Source organism: Methanobrevibacter sp., assembly GCF_051877095.1.
In the GTDB taxonomy this organism is placed as follows: Archaea; Methanobacteriota; Methanobacteria; order Methanobacteriales; family Methanobacteriaceae; genus Methanocatella.
The window spans coordinates 1-21,609 of the sequence record NZ_JBJEIO010000004.1 but is presented as its reverse complement, the minus strand read 5'-3'; the positions used below and the strand labels follow the sequence as shown (position 1 = coordinate 21,609).

Genomic DNA, 21,609 nt, shown 5'->3' with positions numbered 1-21,609 from the left:
ATTAATTTCTCCTTACTATTAAAGCAACTCCATATCCAATACCAAGTGTTATTATTATTCCAATTATTAATGCAACAATTTGTAATGCTTGGTTATCAGGAGCACTTGCGAATGCATAATCTGGGAATAATGCATCTGGTATTCCATTAATTTCTTCTATTTGGAAGTCTTCAGGAACATTAGCATCTTCTGCAGATTTTTCAAGACCATCTGGATCTCCTGATGCAATATATGGTGAAAGGCAAGCAATTATGACACATATGACAACTGCAATGATAACTAAATAACTATCTTTTTTATCCATCTTACTCACTTCCTCCAATTTTATTCCAACCGAGTAAATCTGGTCTGAATTTATCTAACGCTGCAAGAACAATTACTGTTAATACTGCTTCTATTATTCCAATGAAGAGGTGATATAAAAGCATTGATGGGATACCAATATTCATTGGGAAAGTTCCTGCAATACCCATTTCAATAGCTGCTGCTAATGCTGCAATTACTGTAGCTAACCATGCTGCAACTCCTGCTGCAGGGTATTTTCCTATTTTTTCGTTTAATCCTTTAAAGGTGTATAATCCTACAAATCCTCCAATAATACCCATGTTTAAGACATTAGCTCCTAAAGCAGTAATTCCTCCATCTCCAAAGATTAATGCTTGGATGAGTAAAACAACAGTGAATACTAAAACAGCAGCTTCAGGTGCTAAGAATACAATGGCTACTAATGCTCCACCAACCATGTGTCCACTTGTACCGAATGGAATTGGCATATTCATGGACATGATTGCGAAGATACCTGCTGCAAGCACTGCTAGAAGTGGGATACGTTTTTCATCTAAGTTTGATCTAGCCCATTTCACAGAGAAGTATAATGCAACGATTAAAATTACATAGTATATAATACATTGTGCGATAGGGATAAATCCATCAGGTATATGCAAATTTAATTCCTCCATTAATTTTAGTAATACTTTTTTTGATTTTAAGTTTAAAATAGTAATACTTTTAAAAATATATATTTAATTATTTTTTAATAATATCAAGGTAAATTCTTTTTTTATTAATTTAATGATTAATAATCCTTTTTTACCTTTGATATGTAAACTTAATTATCTAATTTACAATATATAAAGGTTATTAAAGTAATACTAATTAGTGTTATTTGTTAATTTTGTATTATTATTTGTTAAAAAAATTAGTTATTTTTTGATTTTTTAATGTTAATTAAATATATAAAAATAGTTATTGCGAAATATGATAAAACTTGTATGTCTAAAATTCCTGTTTCTATACCTAAAATGGAGTATGTTAAAATTAATGAGTAAATAGCAATGTAAAAATAATTTTTACTCTTTTGCATTATTTTAAATCCAATGCCTAAGATGAATCCTAGAATGCACATTTCAATAGCTACTCCTATTTTGCCGAAGTCAACTACCATTTGTCCTATTAATGTAGGTGTGACTGTAACTTCGGTTCTCCATGCGATGATTTTTCCAACAAGCATTCTTGGTCCTAAATCACTTCCAGGAATGGAACTAGCAAGTAATTTACCATGTGTTAATCCAAAATTCCCACCAACAAAATCAAGCAAGTTTAAAACATGTAATGTAAAATCTGCTCTGGATTGTAATGTGTAAAATGGATTTATTGATGAGGTTATTGTCATTTCACCAAGTGATCTAAAATAGCCAATTCCAATTATTGCACCTACACCAATTAATCCTCCAATTATGACTTCCCAAAGGGAAACAATATTTCCATAAAAACCGATTATAATTATGATGAGAAGTGCTGCAAGTAGTGGTGTCCTATAACCTAGGAGTAATAATAATGCACAGTTCATGGCAAGTAAAAATAGGAATCTAAATCGTACTTGTGAACGGGTAATGTTTTTCATCTGGAAATCTTTTAAATAAGTGCCCGCTACTAGGCAGGTTCCAGGTATTATTAAAAACACTGGCATTGTAAATATAGGTTTTAATAAATATCTTATTGATGGTTTTAGGAGAGGAATTCCTCCAATAGAGGCAATGCATATTATGAAAAATACAATACTAATTAATATTAAACAAAAACCAATGGAATATATGTCTTTTTTATCAAATTCTATAAGCTTAATATTATTGTTTAAAAAATATTTTGGTAATATTGTTGATCCTATGAAAAAGGTTATAAATCCGATGAGTAGAGTAATGACTAAACTCTTAGATGGAGGATTCATTGATAAAATTAAAAAGAAAGAGAATAATAAAAGTACTATTAATGGATGGAATAAATGATTTTTTAAGATGTTACTTTTATTTAAAAAATTTAAAAATTCTTCATTAGGATATAATTTTTTAAAATAACTATTAACCCATTGATTTTCAATGAATCCTAAAATGGAGAATATTTGGGTAAATAAAAAAGAGTTATGGAGTCCATCACTAATTTTATTTATTATTGAAGTTAATTTAGAATAGATAATACTCATTATTTACACAACTTAAAAATTTCTTATATTTGTAACATCGTAGTTCTTTTTAATGTAGTCTAATTGACTTTCATTACAGTTGTATATTCTAATAGTAATTTCACTTGTAATTCCATGAATATTACCTAAAATGGAATTAGCATCATCAAGTGTCTGTTTATCAGCTTTTTCTAATATTAAATTATTTTCTAATCCTGAGTTAGGTGTTTTAATAGAGACTTTTTTATCATGTGAATTGATTTTGTTTATTATCTCTTGGATTTTCACTGGATCAATAGAATCAAGAGAAATAGTTGTTGATATTTCAAAATCATTACTTGATAAATTTTTATTTAAATCATTAATTGTTGAGATATTTTCAGGATTTGCTTTAATCTCCACTAAATTAGGATATGTACTATAATCTGTTTCAAGTGAAATTTTATCTATGTAAATATCTGCTTCTGGAATGCTTTTATAAAGACCAACAAGGTATGATGTGTTGTTGGATTCAATTAATATTCTAACTTCTGTTCCACCATCATTTCCAATCCAATTTACAGTACCATTTATTGTTGTTCTTTCACCAGTGCTTGCATTAAATCCATCGACAGTAGCTTTTACAATATATCCATCTTTATAATAGTTAGAATAAGTATCTGGAATTTTATTTATTGTAGATGAATCAAATGCTGTTTTTTGTATCTCTGATGAGTCATCTGTTGTTATATGTATAAATGCAAATGCGATTGCACCTATGACTAAAACGATTATTACGTAATCAATTAAAGTAAATTTTAGTTTCATGTTCAATGCCTATTCTTTGTAAATAGCTCCAACTGGGCAAACATCAACACATTCTCCGCAATCATCACATTTTTCAGGATCAATAATTATAGTGTAGGCTTTTCTTTTAATTGCCTCTTCTATGCACACATCAATACAATCTTCGCAAACTCCGCATTCTTCTATATCAATTTTCAATTATTTCACCATTTAATTTTATTTTTAAAATATATTTTATATTAATTATTTTTAATATGTAATATTTAAATAGTTTGTTAATCAATATTAATTTATAATTTTATTATTTTTGTAGTATTATCTTAAAAAAATAATAACATTTATATACTATGAAAATAAATATTATTATTGTTGTATGCAAGGGTGCCCGAGCGGCCAAAGGGGGAGGACTTAAGATCCTCTGGTATAGGCCTTCGAGGGTTCGAATCCCTTCCCTTGCACTATTTTATGATTTTTGAATTTTATTTATTCCTGATTATGCCTTAGTGGCTCAGCCGGTAGAGCGCCACCTTGGTAAGGTGGAAGTCGGGGGTTCGAATCCCCCCTAAGGCTTCTGATTTTTCATATTTTTTATTTTAAAATTTATTATTTTTACTTTCCTTAAAGTTTAAATTTGTAAAAAGAAATAGTATTAAATATTATTAATTATATTAATTTTATTTTTATATTAAATTTTATAAGGTGAATTATGAACTATAAAAAACTTGTATTAGTTGGTTGTATTTCAGCATTTGTAGCTATTTTAACTTCAGTTATGGGTGTTGCAGGTACAATTATCGGTTCAGTTATTTCTTCTGTTCTTTATAATATGCTTACAGAAGTATTAGGAAATCCAATTGGAAAAAAAACAATTAATCCTAATTTTGAATGGGAAATTGCATATGTATTTCCTCTTATAGTAATAGGTTTAATTCAATTTATTTTAATTGCAGCTTTATTATCTGAAGTTGGTATTTTACCTTATACTTTTTTAAATATATTTTTATCAATTCAAAAAATTGCTAATTATAATTTATATCGTATTTTAGGTTTCGCATTACTAGTTATGAGTGTATATCCATTTGTACTAAAAAGAGGTATTGTTAAAAAATCCAATGGATTAGTTATTGCTTTTGTTGGTTTAATATTTTTAGCACGTGGGTTTGTAGATTTAGGAAATATGGTTACAAATATATATGATGCAGTATTCAGGTATTTTGATTTGCCAATAGCTATTATGGCATTTGCATTAATAGTTTGTGTAATAATTAATATACTTAAATCAGCAAAAAGCCAGGAAAATAAATTCAATGTGATTAATCATAAAATCAATGAAGAGAATTTTTCAACTAATAATGTTCGTAAAATACATCATTCTAAAAAACATGATGATTTTGATTATGCTGAAAGAGATAAATTAAGACGAAATTATCATAATCCTAAATATGATGATTATGTTAATCATGAAGTAAAATTTAAAAATATTGTTAAGCAAGAATCTGATGAGAATGAATCATCAAATCAAGAAGCAGGTATTAATAAATCATCTGGTAATATCCAATATCAATCTAATGATTTATTAGATGATTATAAATAGTGATATAATGAGTAAAAAAAACAAAACTTTGAAGGATATTTTGGATATTATTTTATATGAGAATCCTTCAACTCAAGATGAAATTGCTGTAAAGCTTGGGATAACTCGTAGATATGTTACTCAATTATTACAACCTCTTGTTAAAGAAGGAACCGTAAAAAGAGCATATATGATTGATTTAAAAAGCTATGAAAAAGTTGCTGAGTCTTTAAGTGATTATATAGGGCCCACTGAGACAAAAGGTAATGTGATTGTTAATGATATGATTGCAAATATGGTTAGGCATGTTCATTCACAAATTGAAGTTTCATTTGAAGCTGTTTTAGAATATGATGAAGAAAAAGCAAATAAAGCTTTAGAGATGGATTATGCCACAAATAATATGGTTGAGAAGATAAGAACTTCTGTTGAAACAATTGTTAATATGAATAAACATTCTGAAATATCAAAATCAATGCTTTATAATGAAATTGCTTATGATTTAGAACGTATTGGTGATTATTCTGCACATATTGCTAAATTTGTTATTAATGATATTTATGAAATTGATGAGAATGTTTTGAAGAAATTAAAAAAGATGTATAAAATAGCTCAAAAAATGATTCGTTTAGCTATTACTTCTTTTATTGAAGGTAAAACAGAACTTAAAGATGATTTAATGAAATTAGAAGAATCAATTCATATCCTTCAAACAAAAGCTATTAATTTAATAGCAGAACAAATGGCTGAAAATTCATTTGATGAAAAAGAGCGTTCCAACTATTTTATTTATTTATTTAGAGTTATTAAAGCATTTGAAAGAATGGGTGATATTTCTGTAGAAATGATGGATGTTTCAATTGAATTTCATGAAAATATTCCTCGTTCAACTACTCCGAGAACTTTTAGATAATATTAAAAAAGTAATTAGATTAGATAATAATCTAATTATCATAAATTTTTGTTGTTGCGTGCCTGTCTGCCCAACATTGGATACAAACACCAATTGGTAGGCCTGCTGTATGTGTATGTGCTTTTAAGATTTTCACATCTAAACATGTTGTTTTTCCACCGAGACCCATTGGTCCAATTCCAGAATTATTAATTTCAGTTAAAATTTCTTCTTCTAGTTTGGCTATTTGAGGATCAGGATTTCTTTTACCAATTTCACCAAGTAATGCTTTTTTACCAAGTTTTAAACATAAATCTGAAGTTCCACCAATTCCAACACCTACAACTGTTGGGGGGCATGGTTTTCCTTTAGCTTTAAGAACAGATTCTATTACAAATTCTTTTATTCCTTCAATTCCTTCAGCTGGAAGTGCCATTTTTAAATCATTATTGTTTTCTGAACCGAATCCTTTTGGTAATATAGTTATTTCAAGATAATCATCATCAATTAGTTCAATATCTATTGGGGGAATGTAATCTCCAACATTTACATTTGTATTTTCTCTTGTTAGTGGGTCAACAATGTTTGGTCTGATGGGGATTTCTTTAGTTGCTTTTTTTATCCCTTCTTCAATCCCTTCACGTAGATTTTCAACTTTAACATTTCCTAATTTAACAAAAACTACTGGTAAACCTGTATCTTGACACATTGGAATTTGTTTTTCTTCAGCAAGTTTAATATTTTTTAAAATAGCTTCAATATTTAATCTTGCAAGGTTATGTTCTTCAATTTTAAGAGCATCTTCAAGTGATTTTCTTACATCATCACTTAAAACGATTGCTGCTTGTTTGTAAAGTTCATAAACAGTATCTTTAATAGTATCTTTTGTAATCAAAATAAAACCCTATAAAATTTAATTAATTTTATTTTTGATTTTAAAATATTTAAATTTTAATTACATTAATAGGACAAACTTCAATACAATCTTGGCATTTAGTGCATTTTTTACCATTAATTGTTATGGCTCCACCTAATACTTCTATTGCATTTTCCTTACAAACTTTTAAACATGGTGCATCCGATGGTTGGCAGTGCATACAAAATAAAATAGGTGTGTCAACATTTGGTGTTTGTTGACAACTTCCACAGCTTGTACAATTTGTACATATTTGCGAATACATAATTTTGTTTATTCATCCAAAACAAGTCTTGCTCTTGCTTGACTTGTTATAACATGGACAAATCCACCTTTTTTACTATCTGGCTCGTAGATTCCAGCTAGTTTAGCTAAATATTTTTCTTGATTTTTAGCTCTGACTTTTTCAGGATCTGCGATAGTGATAGCTCTTTTAGTACATGCTTTAATACAAGCAGGTCCTTCTTCTCTATCAGCACAGAGGTCACATTTCTCAGCAACTTTAGATTGGAAAGTCATAGCACCAAATGGACAAACCATTACACATAATCCACAGCCAATACATTTTTCAGTATCAACGCCGTAGTCAGTGATTGCTTCTGTTGGACAGATTTTTATACATGGTGCACTTTCACAATGTTGACATACAATGGAATAAAAGGAAGAATCCTGTTCAACAATTTTTATCCTACTAGCGTTATGGACTGATGCACACATGTTTTCACAATTCATACATCCGTCACATAAATCACTATTTACAAGAATATTTTCCATTGATAGTCCTCCTATAATCCTAATTCTTTACAATGTGCATCAACATATTTTTGGATTTTTTCGATGTGTTCATCATCTAAGTGTTTAAATCTTTTTTGCACTGATAAATAATCTTTAACTGGTTTTATCTCTTCAGGTCTATATGTAATTTCAAAGTTACCATTTTCAATTTCATATAATACCCAAGATCCAGTTTCTACTGCTAATCTTCCCATTTCTATGGTTTTTTCAGATGGGAATCCCCAACCAGTAGTACATGGTTGTTGTAAATGTATGTAAGCAGGTCCTTTAGTTTCAGCTGCTTTTTTGACCTTTTTAACATAGTCTTCAGGATATGCGATAGATGCAGTTGCTACATATGGAATTCCATGAGCAGCCATAATCATCGGCATATTTTTCTTAGGTTTATCTTCTCCGAAACTTGCACTTCCTTTTGGTGAGGTAGTGGTACTTGCACCGAATGGAGTAGCTCCACTTCTTTGAATACCAGTATTCATGTATGCTTCATTATCATAACAAATGTAAATCATATCATGTCCTCTTTCCATAGCTCCGGATAATGATTGTAAACCAATATCTACAGTTCCCCCGTCACCACCGAAAGCAACTACATTGACATCATCTTTTCCTTGAATTCTTAATGCACTTTCTACACCAGATGCTACTGCTCCGGAGTTTTCAAATGCAACGTGGATAAATGGAACTTCCCATGAAGTTTCAGGGTATGGAGTAGTCATTACTTCAAGACAACCGGTAGCAGAAATAGCTACAGTATTTTTTCCTAATGCGTTAAGAGCTAATTTTACAGCGATTGATGCTCCACAACCAGCACAACCTCTGTGTCCTGGTGCTAATAAATCTTTATCAGGTATATCCATATCTATTCCTCCTTAAGTCCAATCCATGTAATTTCTTGTACTGGATTTTTTGTTTTTTCATAAACTTCCATGATTGAATCTGGTGTGATGTCTCTTCCACCTAAACCTGCGATAAATCCATAGATTTCTTTATCAACTTTAACTTTCATGTCTGCATAAAGTGCTCCACCAATTCCGAAAGTGAAGTTTTTATCAATAACTGCTATTTTTTCACAATTTTTCACTACTTCTCTGATTTCTTCAACAGGGAACGGCCTATATGCTCTAATTTTAAGTAAACCTACTTTTTCACCTTTTTCTCTTAGTTGGTCTACCATTACTCTAAGTGTACTGCAAATTGAGCCCATTGCAACAAGAATAATGTCTGCATCTTCTGTTTTGTATGGATCAACGAGACCATATTCTCTTCCAAAGATTTCTGCAAATTCTTCACAAGTTTTCTTAATTACACCAAGTGAATTGGTCATTGCGACTTCCATGTCATGTCTTGCTTCAGTATAATATTCAGGGTCAGCAAAGTTACCAATAGACATTGGATCATTTGGATCAATATAGGAATGTTCTGGAACATATGGAGGTAAAAATTTATCCACGCTTTCTTGATCTGGAATTTCAACAGGTTCTACTGTGTGTGTTAAAATAAATCCATCTAGACATACCATTGATGGAAGTAATACGTTAGAGTTTTCTGAAATTTTATATGCCATTAAGGTAGTGTCTAATGCTTCTTGGGCATCTTCAACATAAATTTGTAACCATCCAGCATCTCTTTGTGCGATTGAGTCTTGTTGATCATTCCAAATATTTAATGGTGCAGAAATTGCTCTGTTTGCATCTGCTAAGACGATAGGTACTCTCATACCTGCTGCTGCAAATAAAATTTCATGCATTAACATTAATCCTTGGGAAGATGTCGCGGTAAATACTCTTACTCCAGCACCACTTGCTCCAACCGCAGCACTTATTGCACTGTGTTCTGATTCTACTTTAACATATTTAGCATTAATTTTTTCATCTGCAACATATTGTGCTAAATATTCTGAAATTGTAGTTTGTGGAGTAATTGGATAAACGGGAATAACTTGTGGTTTAGCTAATCTTACAGCTTCTGCAACTGCTTTATTTGCGGTCATTACTTCTTTTATCATTAAATCACTCTCTTTATTCTTTTACCATTTCTATTGCATCGGAAGGACATTCGTATGCACAAATTCCACATCCTTTGCAGTAATCATAATCTATATCATGTTGTTTGTTTACACTGGAATCTGGGCAAAAAATAATACAGTTATCACATTCAATACATTTTTCTTTGTCTAAAATTGGTTTAAATGTTCTCCAACTTCCAGTTTTGTTATTTCTACTGTTACCTGGTGTTTTAATTACGCAACCTACATTTACCATTGTATCCACCCTTTTTATCCCATATCATAAGCTTTTTTAGTAGCTTCTACATTTAATTCTCCGACTTTTCCAGGGAAAGTTTCTTTAATCACTTCAAGTAGTGATTCAATACTTACAATTTGGGTTTTTTTAGCAAAATATCCTAAAATAATGGTATTTACTATATTGCGTCCTAACATATCTAATGCAACTCCAGTTGCATCAATGCTATTTACAACATGTTTTCCATCACCCTCAAAAGTTTCAGTGTTGATTATAACTTCTGTAGTGTCTTTAATTCCTGAGAAAACATCTACTACATTTAATAATCCATCATCTAAAACTAATACATGGTCTGGATTGTAGATTTGGTATCTTAAAGCTATTGGTTCAGTATCAATTCTTGTGAAAGCCATAACTGGAGCTCCTCTACGTTCAACTCCAAAGAATGGAAAAGCTTGAGAATATTTGCCGTCTTTGAATGCTGCTTTAGCTAATATTTCAGCAGCAGTTACAGCTCCTTGTCCTCCTCTTCCATGAAAACGAATTTCAATCATTAATTTTTCCTCCATATATTTATCATGTATAATCATTATAAATTCTAAAATATATAAAGTTTTATGTTAATTTTTATTAGAATGATGATACTGAAAAATTTAAGTTATTTTAAAAGGATTTAATAATAATGTATAATTAATATATTATATTAAGAAAAATCTTGTTGGAATGTTATTATGAAAGTTTTGATTATCACTGGTGAGCTGGCATATCCATTAATAAAAGAAGTTGTTTCAGATTCAAAAGAAGAAATTGTCGTACATGTTGTTAATAATACTCAAGTAGCAGCATTTTTAACTCCTAATCAAATAATTAAAGAAATAAAATCTTGTTTTTCAAATCAACTGGATGAAATTGATATGATTCTAGTCCCAGGTTTAATTAAAAAAGGAACAAAAGAAATTACAAAAGAACTTGGAATACCTACATTTAAAGGATCTACTGATGGGGCAGACCTTGCAATGGTTTTAAATTTAGTTAAAACTATTGAATTATCTGAAGATAAACCTGCAGACAAGTTAATTGAAGAAGAAAAGAGGAAAGAAGCTTTTAAATTCATTGAAGAATTTGAAAATGATAAAAAAAATATTGAAAAACTTCTTAAAAAACCAAACAACATTCTAATTAGGAATCTTCCAGTTGGTGAAGATTTTCCAATGAGAGTATTGGCTGAAATAGCTAATGCACCATTTTTATCAAAAGAGGCATTGGTTAATAAATGTCAATATTTCATTGATTCAGGAGCAGATATGATTGATATAGGAATGGCTGCTGGTGAAGATTTTTCAGATAAAATTCCTGAATTAATTGACACATTACGACCTATTGTTGGTGATAGACCATTAAGTATTGATACATTAAATGCTAAGGAGATAAAAGTTGCTGCTGAACATGGTATTGATTTTGTTTTAAGTTTAGATTTAGGTAACAACTCTGAAATTAAAGAAATTTTAAAAGAAAAAGGAATTCCTGCAGTTTTACTTCCAACAAATTTCTCACAGGGAAAATCTCCAAAATCTCCAACTGAAAGAGTGGAAGCAATGCATCAATTAATTAAAGATACTGAGGGTTTAAAATATGTTGTTGATTTAATTTTAGATCCGGTGAATAGTTCTAGTATTGTTGAATCCATAATCGCTTGCAATGAATTCCATAAAACAAATCCTGCGCCAATGTTTTTTGGTGTGGGTAATGTTACAGAATTAATGGATGTTGATTCAGGAGGAGTTAATGTTTTACTTGCAGGAATGGGTATGGAATTAGGTGTAAGTATTTTATTTACGCCTGAAGAAAGTGGAAAAACAAGAGGTAGTGTTTATGAATTAGCTACTGCATCTAAAATGATGTTTCTTGCAAAACACAGAAAATCAATTCCAAAAGATTTAGGGATTAATCTAGTTGCATTTAAAGATAAACATAAAAGAAATGATATTATACTAAATGAAAGAGATGGTATTCCAGAAATCACACAAGAAAAACCTATGAAATTCATAAGGGATAAAGCAGGTAGCTTTAAAATTAATGTTGATTATGGTACTACAGTTAGAAATAGTGTTATTACTGCTACTCATTTTAATAAAAATAAACCGGACATTGTAATTGTAGGACATTCTGCTCGCGAAATTTATGAAGAGATAATAAGAAAAGAATTAGTTACAAGAATGGAACACGCCGCATATTTAGGTTCTGAATTACAAAAAGCAGAAATTGCAATGATCACTGGAAAAGAATATGTTCAGGATTTTGAATTATTCAAAAATCCTGATGAATTTAAAAAATAGTTTTAATCAAAGTCTACAGATGGTCCATCACCTTCGTCTTGTCCTGCGGAACCTGATTCTGAACTAGAACCACTATCAGAATAATCAGCAGAATCACTAGAATAACCAGAACTAGGACTACTACTAGAATAACCGGAACTTGATGATGAACTATATCTACTATTTGAATCACTGCTATATTTGTTACTACTGTAGCTAGCACTATCATCAGAGCTTGAAGCTACAATTCCAGTATCGCGGTCTACACTAGAATCATTAAATGTATCATTAGCCGTGATATTAGTTGTATTTGTTGTATTTGTTGTTGTATTTGTAGTGTTAGTTGTGTTATTAAATGAAAATCCATTGCCGGAAATAACAAAAGCAACTGCTCCACAAATTACAATTAATATTACTAATACAATTATGATAGCATTATCAGCTTTCATAGTATACCTCCTATATTTTACATATTGAAATTATTACTATTTATATTAGTACACAAACTTTAAATAAATTTAGATTAAATTTTAACTTATAATAAAGTTATTATGAAGGTTTAAAAATTGCAAGTTGGAAATATTACTATTGAAGATATTGATAAAAGTCTTTTAGATTCAAATTATGTTTCAAATAATGAAATTTCAACTACATTATATTTATCCTTTTTACTAGGAAAACCAATGCTTATTGAAGGTCCTCCAGGTGTTGGAAAAACAGAATTAGCAAAGGTAGTTGCAAAAACATTCAATAGAGACTTTTTCAGGATACAATGTTATGAAGGAATTACTTTTGAGCAAATTGTTGGTGAGTGGAATTATCAAAAACAGTTACTTCATTTAGAAGCTGTTAGAAATGAGATAAATTCTCAAGATAAAATATTTGATGAAGAATTTTTCATAAGAAGACCTTTGCTTAATGCATTTTTAAATGATAATGATTCAGTATTATTAATAGATGAAATTGATAAAGCTGATGAAGAAGTAGAAAGCTTTTTACTTCAGGCATTAGGTGAACAAGAAATCACAATAAATGATTTAGGTACTTTCCAGTTGAAAAATAATTTAATTGTTATTTTAACATCAAATTCTCAAAGATCATTACTTGATGAGACAAAAGATAGATGTTTGTTTTTATATATTCCGTATCCTAGTGTTGAGCATGAAGTTGAAATTGTAAAGTCAAAATTACCTGATGCAGATGATGAAATAGTATCACATGTTGTTAAGTTAATTCATGATATACGTAACCTTAATCTAATGAAAAAACCATCTGTTAGAGGAACTGTTGATTGGGTTCAATCAGTTATGAATTTAGGAACTAAAAATTTAGACCAGTCATTAAAAGATAGTGTTGGTGTAGCTATTAAAACTGAAAGCGATAAGAAAAGAGTTTTAAAAGATATTTTTAATAAAAGATAAAATGATAACTAAAATAGCGACTTTATCGGATCAGTTAAGAAAAAAAGATTTGCCAGTGAGTATTAGAAGTACTCAATCAGCAGTGCAAATTTACGAGCATTTGGGTGAAGATGATAGAAACTTACTTAAAACTGCATTAATGGCAGTTTATGTTAAGGATAAATATGATATTCCTAAATTTAATAAGATATTTGATGAAGTATTTGCTATTAACGAAAAGGCTGAAATGCCAGAACAACCTCAAAAAAGTAAGGCATATGATGGTGCTGGACCTAAATCAAATAAATACATAATTAAAAAGCAAGGGAATATGGCTAGTAAAGTCCGGCAAGAAAAGATTTCAAATGAACAGTTGAAAATACTTTCTGGCCAACCATTACTTGAAGAGGCTAGAAAACTTGAACGTGATGGTGAATTGATGAATAAAGATTTAACAAAATTAAATCGTTTTGATCCCCGTATGCTTGAAATTTGTCAGAGATTAGGTAAAAGAATTGCTAATAGACGTTCAAGAAGAAAAGTTAAAACAAATTGTAATAAGATTGATATTAGAAAAACTATAAGGGCTAACTTGAAATATGGTGGGGTTCCGGTCGAACTTGTAAAAGCAAAGCCAAGACCTCATAAGAATGAACATTTGTTTTTAAATGATATTAGTGGATCATGTGAGTGGATTAGTAGTTGGTTTTTCATGTTAATGTTTTCAGCACAAACAGCATTTAAAAGGTCAAGAACTTTTGAATTTGATAATAAGGTAATTGAAACTACAGATGCTCTTAAAGAAGAGTATCTTATAGATTCATTCGTAAAAGTCAAAGATTTACGCATTAAAAACATGATGATTCATGGTACTTCTAATATGTATTCTTCATTTAAAAGTTTTCAAGAACAAGCTAATATTAATAATAAATCTTATGTTATCATTTTATCAGATTGTCGTGATTGGGCAGGACCAAAGGTTAATGGTATTCCTGCCAGTGTAGAACTTGTTGAAGAAATGGTAAGAGACTCTAAAAAACTTATAATTTTAAATCCGGAAGATAGAAATAAATGGGACGTTGTGGATAGTTGTGTTTCATTGTATAGGGATGCAGGAGCACAAGTATTTGAGGTTAATACTTTAAATCAACTCGCACAATTCGTAGAACAAATGTAGGTAGTAATATGCAATGTAGTAAATGTGGTAATCCTAAAGTTATTATTAAAAAAGAACAATCTGGCCAATTATTATGCAAGGATTGTTTTATAGAATCAATAGAGAAAAAAGCTATTAAAACAGTTAGAAAAGAAAAACTATTGGATAAAGGAGATAAGGTTTTGGTAGCCCTTTCAGGTGGAAAAGATAGTGTGACAACACTTGAAATATTAAATACATTTCGTCAAATGCACATTATTGATCTTTGTGCTGTTACTGTTGATGAGGGAATTGATAATTATAGACAAGATGGTGTTGATATAGCTATTAGGCATGCTGAAAGATTAGGTATTGAACACAAAATAGTTTCATTAAAAGATGAATATGGTATTACTTTAGATGAAATAATGCAGATGGAAAACCACAAGGGGTCTTGCACATATTGTGGCGTATTTAGAAGAACTATTATTAATAAAGCAGCTCGTGAAATGGGTGCAACAAAAATAGCTACTGGACATAATCTGGATGATGAAGTTCAAGGAATTTTAATGAATTATCTTGAAGGCAACACTGATAATTTAACTAAATTAGGTGCAAAAACAGAATCTAAAGCAGAAGAGTTCACAGTTAAAATTAAACCGTTACGTGAAATACCTGAACGTGAAATTGGATTATATGTTGTTGCAAAAGAACTAGAAGTCCATTTTGATAGTTGTCCTTATGCAATGCAATCATTCAGAGGTGAAGTTTCAGAGGTTATTAATCAATTAGCTGAAAAACACCCTACCATTAAGTATTCCACACTTAGAGGATATGATAAAATCAAAAATGTATTAAAAAAGGAATTACAAAAGGAATTTAATCATGGAAGATGTATTAAATGTGGTGAACCTGCAGCAAATAAATTATGTAAAGCTTGTTCATTTTTAGAAGAATTAGGATTGTGATAAAATGCAATTTACATTGAAATACAAATCAATAAATGAAAAAAGAGAATTACCAAATGATAATTATACAATTAAAGATTTACTTAATGAATTAGAACTATCTGCTCAAAATGTGGTATCAAAGCAAAATGGAGAACTTGTAATTGAAGATACTGTAATAGAAAATGATGATGAAATTCAAATAGTTCAAATAATATATGGTGGTTAATTTTGAATGTTAGTTATGAATGTGGGCCTTGTTTTTTAAGACAAGCTCGTGAAGCTTTAGATTTATCAACTGATGATGAAAATCTTAAAATGGAAGTTATGGGTGAAATTTTTAATTTTTTAAGTAATAATTTCAAAGCAGGCGCAAACTCAAATGGTACAGGTTCTGCAATGCATAATATTATTAAACAAAAAACTGATTGCAGAGATCCTTATTATAATGAAAAAGTTGAAGGTAATGAAATTGCTCTTAAATATTTACCAGATGTTAAAAAGATACTAACAGAAGATGATAGCTTAGAAAACTATGTTAAAATAGCTATTATAGGTAATATTTTGGACTTTGGTGCATTCACTTTAGATGATGATATTGAAAGTATAATTAAAAGTTCACTTAAAAAGGATTTAGCTGTCAAAGATATTGAAGAATTTGAAAATTCTTTGAAAAAACATGATAACGTTTTATATTTAGTAGATAATACTGGTGAGATTGTATTTGATAAATTACTTTTAAATAAAATTAAGGAATATGATTTAGATATTACAATTGCAGTAAAATCCGAGCCTATTTTAAATGATGCTACAATGGTTGAAGCATTAGATGTAGGGCTTGATGAATTTGGGGATATTGTTGAAATAGGTGCTGGAACTGTTGGTTATGTTGATAGTGAAATTTCAGATGAATTTAGAGAAATTTTTGATAGTCATGAGTTCATAATTTCAAAAGGTATGGGTAATTATGAAGGATTAACTGAACTAGACTTATCTACTAAGGATATTTACTTTTTGCTGTGTGTAAAATGTAATACTATTGCAAGGCATATTGGTGCAAATTTACATGATATGCTTCTTTTTAAAAAATAATGGAGAATATTATGGTTATTGGTTTAATTGGATTTGGAAAAGTTTCAAAAAATCTTGTAAATTTGATTAAATCAGAGGACATTAAATTTGTAACTTCTATAGAAAATAGATCTCTTAAAACTATAGAATCTATTAAGGAATCTAAAATTGAAGTTTTAGATACATTTAAAGAAGTAGCTATTGATTGTGATATTTTAATTTCTGCAAATTCTCCAAAAAATGCACTTCAAGTTGCAAAAGATTATGGAAAGTTCACAAAAGGAATTTACTTAGATTTAAATAATATTTCTCCTGAAACTACATTTAAAATAAATAAATATGTTGAAAATCTTGTTGATGGTGCCATAATTGGGAAAATAGATTCTGATAATCCAATTTTATATCTTTCTGGTGAAAAATCAAAAGAATTATTATTTTTAAATGAGTTTATACAGACTAAAAAGATTAGTGATAATATTGGTGATGTATCTATTTTAAAATTACTTAGAAGTACTTATACAAAAACGTTGTCTGCTCTTTTAATTGAATCAACAGAAATTGCAAGGGAATATGATTTAGAGGAAGAATTTTTTGATATTTTGGCCTTGACTGAGGGGGATGATTTTAAGGAAAAATCTATCTCAAGAATAAATAATACTTTAGATAGTTCAAAAAGAAAATCAGAAGAGCTTGATGAAATACTGAAGTGTTTCAATAAAAATAAATTAATTATGGTTAAAGCAGCATTAGAAAAGCTTAGCCAATAACCACATTAACTTTAAATCCTTTTTTAGCTTTTTTTATTTCCCCATTAACAGGGATAAAATGAGAGTCCATAATGTATCTTAGATAAGTAACTTCTTTTGCAGGTAATCTTAAGTTTGTTTTGATTTTTTTACCTTCACTTTTAAACTGAACAGAAATTTTACCGTTTTTATCAATGTATAAATCTGTTTTCAACCCTTCTTCTGTGATTTTTGTTTCAAATTTAGTTAAATTTAATCCAGCTTCTAAACTTAATGGAGCATTAACATCAATTTTTTCACTTCTGAATTTATCATTAGCTTCACGTGCATCCAAATTGCTGCTTGCAACATACCATGCTCTGTCAATAACCCTTTGTACCTTTTGATTGTCAGGAATAACCCCTTGTGCTTCATAGCTTTTCATCAAATCCATTACTTCTTTTTTTGTAACTCCCATTTCAATTGAACTGATTGCCAATCTGGTCATTACAGGACCGTAATTTGATCTTCTAAAAACTGCCCAAATGGATTCGGGATCTCTATAGACTCGTCTTTTTATAATCTCATTTATGGTGTTTCCATTAAGATAAGCTATTTTCTCAAGGTTTCCTCTGGAATAAGTGTTCATCTTTTTGTAAATGTCATTCCAGTTTCTATCTCCAGGGACTCTACCTGCATCGATTTCACGCTGAAGAATTTCAACAGTTGTTTTTGGAAGTAATTTTTTAACATCTTCTGTTATTATTATTTCATTATTAATTATGGATTGTCTAATCAATCTGCCGGAATACTTATTTTTGTTGAATTCCTTTACTACATGATATTTAAGTTTGGATCCAAGAAAATGATTTATAGCATACCAACGGATTTCGTTTCTATTAGTGTAACTTTTTGGCATTCCAACAAAGTTTCCTTCATCAATAAATTTTTTTGCTTTTGATTTAATTTCATTAAGGGTAATGCTTGCGGAAGTAATATAATCAGTTACTCCATCGTCAATCATTTGTTTAAGCCTAATTGGTACACTGTAAGATAAAACCAATCTATGATGTAATCCTTCAAAAGATTTAACTTCATCAACCCCTAAAGCTAATGCCATGTCTCTGCGTGCTTCGAAATTAACAAAAAAAGGAGCATGGTTTGCACTAAATCCTTTATTTAAATAAACAACTAATTTCTTATCTTCTTTATCAGCTAGTTTTCTAGCTTCTTTAATTAATTTTTCATGACCTTTATGAACAGGGTCAAAATCTGCACTAATTCCAATCAATATTAACACCAAAAAAAGAAAAATTAGGATAAATTATCTATCCATTAATTTAAAAATACCACTTATCACTAACCATATTCCGATTAAAGTTCCAAGAATAACTGGATTTAAAAGATAAGTTCCAATAATTATATATGCTAAACCAAGTATAATTCCAATGATTCCACTATAAAATCCGTATCTTGTGTTACGGTTATTAATTAATGAAACAACAGCAACAATAATTAACATTATTCCTGCGAAATACATTGAAATTTGAGCTAAAAATCCAAGCAATGCTGGATGGAATATTAAACAAATACTTAATAATAAAAGTATAACTCCCAAAATTAAATCAAGTATCGCGCCGCTACTATTGTAGTCTATTATTGTTATTCCAACGACAAGTAAATAAATAGACATTAATAGTACGGATAAACTAATTAAGGAACTGATTCCAATAATTCCCATTATTGGAAATATAATGATTATTAATCCGAAAAGTATGGATAGTAAACTAACAAATTTAGTTTTCATAATTTCCTCCTAATATTAATTAATATTTTTAATATATTTAATATAATGGGATATGTTTAATCTCAATAGTTGAGCTATTCATATCTGAATTATTGATTTCAGCTAACCACTCATTTTTGCATTCACATTCATATTCAATTTTGCTTTGAGTTAAATTGTTAGCTATTATCATATGTTTTAAATCTTTATTACATTTTTTACAGTTATATGGTCCACGTCTTGATCCAAATCCTGATGTGTCTAAAAGTGCAGGTATATCTAATTCATCACGTACGGTATTTATGATTTCAATACATGACCAAATCCACGGTGGTTGATAAGCTCCTTTTCTCCATAATCTTTCAATTACGGTTCCGCTATGTATTGTTGCAGGGCAGAATGAAAGTCTATCAACATTAATGGAATTACAATATCTTGCGGTTTCTATTGCCTCAGATATAGCTTGTTTTTCAGATATTAGGATAGGTTTTACAAAAATATATGCTTTTGCTTTTAGATTATATCCTTTTGTTTTTCTTAAATTTTGAATCAATTTTGTTGCATTTTCAAAATCATCACGGGTAAAACCTTTATTGATTTTTTTAAGTCTAGTATAATCATTTGATGTTTCAAGACCCATACTTACTTCGAATAAAGTATCTCCAATGATTTCAAATATTTCATCTAAATATTCTTCTTTTACATATTCTGGTCTTGATTCAACAATAATCTCTGTAACGTTACTTAGATTGACTAATGTTTTTAAAATTTCATCACGAGCATCTTTTGGAAGTTCATATGGATTTAGGAAACTTCCTGATGCAAATAATTTTACTGAAATTTTATCTTCTTCAGCTATTGGATGTCTTGATAAATGATCATTGAATATCCTAAGGATGGTTTTGGTGTCAATTGGTTCTAAAGTACAATCGGATACATAGCTGCACATTGTACATCCACCACTATCACCAAGCGCCCAAGAACATCCTGGTGTTGGTAAGATTATAAATAATGTTTTTGAAATGCCATTATAAGTTAAATCATCATTATACCAGCTTGCTCCAACTTGTTCTGGAGTTTTTGGATCTTTTCTCTCAAAAGCTCTTGTTCTTATATTTTTTGTTAAATTTTCAATTTCCATCATAATACCTGCAATTAATATTAATGTAATATTATTATGACTTTTTTGTAATTAAAAATTATTGTTAGAAAAATAGTTTTATTAATAAGTTGTGTATATTGAAGTTAAAAAAATAAAAAAAGAAAAAGTAATCAAGTTTAGAAACTTGCAATTACTTCTCCTAATAATTTGATGGATTCTTCTACGTTTTTACCAACAGGGGAACCTGCTACATATTGGGTTACGCCCATTTCAGATAATCCTTCAATTTTTGGAATGAATTCATCAGGAGTACCACATACGGAGAATGCATCAAGTGCTTCATCGGTTACTGCACCAATAGCTCCACCGAAGTCACCTTTAGCTAAGAATGCACCCATTTTTTCGTTGTATCCTTCAGGTAATCCGTGTCTTTCGATAACTGGTGCTGGGGATCCAGCTGCAATGAATGCAACTACGATTTTAGCTGCGTTTTTAGCTGCATCAGAGTCAGCTCCAATAGAAGTTGCAGTGTATGCACCTACATCGAATTCTTTTTCGCCAGCTGCGTCAAGTCCTTTTTTAATCATTGGCATAGCTGCTTCATAATCTTTAGGGTTGGAAGCGTTAATTAATACACCGTCTGCGATTTCTCCAGCGGTTTCTAACATTTTAGGTCCTTGTGCTCCCATATAAATAGGGATGTGTTCTTGGACTGCTTTTACTCCACCTAATTTTGCTCCGCCTTCAGTTTTTTCTCCTGCTAATAAAGTATTAATGTCAGCAATAGCTGATTTAATAGTGGATACAGGTTTAGTCCATTCAATTCCTAAAGCATCGAAAGTTGCTTTGTCACCAGGACCAATACCGAAAGTTGCTCTTCCTTCTGAGATTTCGTCAATGGTTGCGATTGCGGAAGCTGCGATTGCAGGGCTTCTTACGTATGGGTTGGTTACACCAGGTCCCATTTTAATAGTTTCAGTGTTAGCTGCGAGTAATGCTAAAGTTTCGTATACGTTTTTGTTGTTGTAGTGATCAGTGATCCATGCGTATTCAAAACCTACGTCTTCTGCTAATTTTACTAATTTTACAATTTCATCTAAAGGTTTGTCTGGTACAAATTCTATACCGAATTTCATATTTTATCACCAGTACTAATTTTGGTTAGTAATATATAAAGTAATTTTTATTTGAATTAGATAGAAAGTTTTATATATTAATCATGTTTTGTCATTGTTGTTAACTATATAAAAATAGTATATATTAATTATTTTATTTTTTGTAATACATATATTTATTTTATTGTTGGTTAGGTTATTCATGAAACATTAGAAATTTTACTATTAATTTAATTGGGTATTATATGCTATACCAATTTATTTTTAAGTAATTTTTTATTATTTCTAATAATATTTTTTATTTTTATTTTTAATTTAGTTTTGCAATGTTTTTTGTTTATTTTTGTTTG

Annotated in this window: 26 protein-coding genes and 2 tRNA genes; 11 read left to right on the top strand and 17 right to left on the bottom strand. The window is 29.7% G+C overall.

Annotation, left to right across the window (positions count from 1 at the left end):
• Position 1: 1 nt before the first annotated feature.
• The 5 genes from ACI389_RS02075 to ACI389_RS02055 all read right to left on the bottom strand — a co-directional run bounded on the left by ACI389_RS02075 (position 2) and on the right by ACI389_RS02055 (position 3,442).
• The gene (locus ACI389_RS02075; RefSeq protein WP_439779892.1) at positions 2 to 304 is read right to left on the bottom strand and encodes a PDGLE domain-containing protein; all 303 of its coding nucleotides are present in this window, start codon (positions 302 to 304) and stop codon (positions 2 to 4) included.
• A 1-nt stretch (position 305) separates the two neighbouring features.
• Positions 306 to 944, bottom strand: coding sequence for a cobalt transporter CbiM (cbiM, locus tag ACI389_RS02070; protein WP_439779891.1), 639 nt, complete (start codon positions 942 to 944; stop codon positions 306 to 308).
• 254 nt (positions 945 to 1,198) lie between these two features.
• Complete coding sequence (locus ACI389_RS02065; RefSeq protein ID WP_439779890.1) at positions 1,199 to 2,479, bottom strand: oligosaccharide repeat unit polymerase family protein; 1,281 nt, start codon at positions 2,477 to 2,479, stop codon at positions 1,199 to 1,201.
• Between the two features lie 12 nt (positions 2,480 to 2,491).
• Positions 2,492 to 3,265 carry a TrmB family transcriptional regulator sugar-binding domain-containing protein gene (locus ACI389_RS02060; RefSeq protein ID WP_439779889.1) on the bottom strand — a complete coding sequence of 258 codons (774 nt, stop codon included), beginning with the start codon at positions 3,263 to 3,265 and terminating at the stop codon, positions 2,492 to 2,494.
• A gap of 9 nt (positions 3,266 to 3,274) precedes the next feature.
• Positions 3,275 to 3,442, bottom strand: a complete 168-nt coding sequence (locus tag ACI389_RS02055; protein ID WP_439779888.1) for a 4Fe-4S binding protein — start codon at positions 3,440 to 3,442, stop codon at positions 3,275 to 3,277.
• A gap of 177 nt (positions 3,443 to 3,619) precedes the next feature.
• Between ACI389_RS02055 and ACI389_RS02050 the strand changes: the two genes are divergently transcribed.
• From ACI389_RS02050 to ACI389_RS02035, 4 genes are all read left to right on the top strand, one after another.
• Positions 3,620 to 3,702 (top strand) — tRNA-Leu (locus tag ACI389_RS02050).
• 39 nt (positions 3,703 to 3,741) lie between these two features.
• A tRNA-Thr gene (locus ACI389_RS02045) sits at positions 3,742 to 3,814 on the top strand.
• 136 nt (positions 3,815 to 3,950) lie between these two features.
• A complete protein-coding gene (locus tag ACI389_RS02040) occupies positions 3,951 to 4,838 on the top strand; it encodes a hypothetical protein (RefSeq protein WP_439779887.1) in 888 nt (295 codons plus the stop codon).
• 7 nt (positions 4,839 to 4,845) lie between these two features.
• Complete coding sequence (locus tag ACI389_RS02035; RefSeq protein WP_439779886.1) at positions 4,846 to 5,730, top strand: PhoU domain-containing protein; 885 nt, start codon at positions 4,846 to 4,848, stop codon at positions 5,728 to 5,730.
• A 31-nt stretch (positions 5,731 to 5,761) separates the two neighbouring features.
• Here the strand turns inward: ACI389_RS02035 and ACI389_RS02030 are convergent, their stop codons facing one another.
• Genes ACI389_RS02030 through ACI389_RS02000 form a run of 7 tightly spaced genes read right to left on the bottom strand, consistent with a single transcriptional unit; the run spans position 5,762 to position 10,217 of the window.
• Positions 5,762 to 6,604 carry a fumarate hydratase gene (locus tag ACI389_RS02030; RefSeq protein ID WP_439779885.1) on the bottom strand — a complete coding sequence of 281 codons (843 nt, stop codon included), beginning with the start codon at positions 6,602 to 6,604 and terminating at the stop codon, positions 5,762 to 5,764.
• A gap of 49 nt (positions 6,605 to 6,653) precedes the next feature.
• Positions 6,654 to 6,890, bottom strand: a complete 237-nt coding sequence (locus tag ACI389_RS02025; protein ID WP_439779884.1) for a 4Fe-4S binding protein — start codon at positions 6,888 to 6,890, stop codon at positions 6,654 to 6,656.
• Positions 6,891 to 6,898: 8 nt separating this feature from the next.
• Positions 6,899 to 7,399, bottom strand: coding sequence for a 4Fe-4S dicluster domain-containing protein (locus tag ACI389_RS02020; RefSeq protein ID WP_439779883.1), 501 nt, complete (start codon positions 7,397 to 7,399; stop codon positions 6,899 to 6,901).
• Positions 7,400 to 7,410: 11 nt separating this feature from the next.
• Positions 7,411 to 8,277 carry a pyruvate synthase subunit PorB gene (gene porB, locus ACI389_RS02015; protein WP_439779882.1) on the bottom strand — a complete coding sequence of 289 codons (867 nt, stop codon included), beginning with the start codon at positions 8,275 to 8,277 and terminating at the stop codon, positions 7,411 to 7,413.
• Positions 8,278 to 8,279: 2 nt separating this feature from the next.
• Entirely contained in the window at positions 8,280 to 9,425 is a 1,146-nt protein-coding gene (porA, locus tag ACI389_RS02010; RefSeq protein ID WP_439779881.1) for a pyruvate synthase subunit PorA, read from the bottom strand.
• Between the two features lie 13 nt (positions 9,426 to 9,438).
• The gene (porD, locus tag ACI389_RS02005) at positions 9,439 to 9,681 is read right to left on the bottom strand and encodes a pyruvate synthase subunit PorD (protein ID WP_439779880.1); all 243 of its coding nucleotides are present in this window, start codon (positions 9,679 to 9,681) and stop codon (positions 9,439 to 9,441) included.
• Between the two features lie 14 nt (positions 9,682 to 9,695).
• Positions 9,696 to 10,217: a pyruvate ferredoxin oxidoreductase subunit gamma gene (locus tag ACI389_RS02000; protein WP_439779879.1), complete on the bottom strand. Its 522-nt coding sequence runs from the start codon at positions 10,215 to 10,217 to the stop codon at positions 9,696 to 9,698.
• Positions 10,218 to 10,394: 177 nt separating this feature from the next.
• On the opposite strand from ACI389_RS02000, the gene ACI389_RS01995 reads away from it, so the two are divergent.
• On the top strand, positions 10,395 to 11,999 hold the full coding sequence (locus ACI389_RS01995; RefSeq protein WP_439779878.1) for a dihydropteroate synthase-like protein: 1,605 nt from the start codon (positions 10,395 to 10,397) through the stop codon (positions 11,997 to 11,999).
• A 2-nt stretch (positions 12,000 to 12,001) separates the two neighbouring features.
• Here ACI389_RS01995 and ACI389_RS01990 read toward each other — a convergent pair whose 3' ends face one another.
• Positions 12,002 to 12,427: a hypothetical protein gene (locus ACI389_RS01990; protein WP_439779877.1), complete on the bottom strand. Its 426-nt coding sequence runs from the start codon at positions 12,425 to 12,427 to the stop codon at positions 12,002 to 12,004.
• 117 nt (positions 12,428 to 12,544) lie between these two features.
• Between ACI389_RS01990 and ACI389_RS01985 the strand changes: the two genes are divergently transcribed.
• From ACI389_RS01985 to ACI389_RS01960, 6 genes are read left to right on the top strand one after another with little or no spacing between them, the layout of a single operon-like run.
• A complete protein-coding gene (locus ACI389_RS01985; protein ID WP_439779876.1) occupies positions 12,545 to 13,399 on the top strand; it encodes an AAA family ATPase in 855 nt (284 codons plus the stop codon).
• Position 13,400: 1 nt separating this feature from the next.
• The gene (locus ACI389_RS01980; RefSeq protein ID WP_439779875.1) at positions 13,401 to 14,555 is read left to right on the top strand and encodes a vWA domain-containing protein; all 1,155 of its coding nucleotides are present in this window, start codon (positions 13,401 to 13,403) and stop codon (positions 14,553 to 14,555) included.
• Positions 14,556 to 14,563: 8 nt separating this feature from the next.
• On the top strand, positions 14,564 to 15,481 hold the full coding sequence (locus ACI389_RS01975) for a TIGR00269 family protein (protein WP_439779874.1): 918 nt from the start codon (positions 14,564 to 14,566) through the stop codon (positions 15,479 to 15,481).
• A 4-nt stretch (positions 15,482 to 15,485) separates the two neighbouring features.
• Positions 15,486 to 15,689, top strand: a complete 204-nt coding sequence (locus ACI389_RS01970; protein ID WP_439779873.1) for a MoaD/ThiS family protein — start codon at positions 15,486 to 15,488, stop codon at positions 15,687 to 15,689.
• Positions 15,690 to 15,691: 2 nt separating this feature from the next.
• Positions 15,692 to 16,552: a damage-control phosphatase ARMT1 family protein gene (locus tag ACI389_RS01965; RefSeq protein ID WP_439779872.1), complete on the top strand. Its 861-nt coding sequence runs from the start codon at positions 15,692 to 15,694 to the stop codon at positions 16,550 to 16,552.
• 11 nt (positions 16,553 to 16,563) lie between these two features.
• Positions 16,564 to 17,298 (top strand): NAD(P)-binding domain-containing protein, encoded by a 735-nt coding sequence (locus ACI389_RS01960; RefSeq protein ID WP_439779871.1) that lies wholly within the window; start codon positions 16,564 to 16,566, stop codon positions 17,296 to 17,298.
• Here ACI389_RS01960 and ACI389_RS01955 read toward each other — a convergent pair.
• From ACI389_RS01955 to mer, 4 genes are all read right to left on the bottom strand, one after another.
• Complete coding sequence (locus ACI389_RS01955; RefSeq protein ID WP_439779870.1) at positions 17,288 to 18,556, bottom strand: adenylyltransferase/cytidyltransferase family protein; 1,269 nt, start codon at positions 18,554 to 18,556, stop codon at positions 17,288 to 17,290. The genes ACI389_RS01960 and ACI389_RS01955 overlap by 11 nt on opposite strands.
• Before the next feature lie 24 nt (positions 18,557 to 18,580).
• Positions 18,581 to 19,063, bottom strand: a complete 483-nt coding sequence (locus ACI389_RS01950; protein ID WP_439779869.1) for a DUF308 domain-containing protein — start codon at positions 19,061 to 19,063, stop codon at positions 18,581 to 18,583.
• 37 nt (positions 19,064 to 19,100) lie between these two features.
• Entirely contained in the window at positions 19,101 to 20,183 is a 1,083-nt protein-coding gene (locus ACI389_RS01945; protein WP_439780050.1) for an archaeosine biosynthesis radical SAM protein RaSEA, read from the bottom strand.
• Between the two features lie 137 nt (positions 20,184 to 20,320).
• Complete coding sequence (gene mer / locus ACI389_RS01940; protein ID WP_439779868.1) at positions 20,321 to 21,280, bottom strand: 5,10-methylenetetrahydromethanopterin reductase; 960 nt, start codon at positions 21,278 to 21,280, stop codon at positions 20,321 to 20,323.
• Positions 21,281 to 21,609 lie beyond the last annotated feature (329 nt).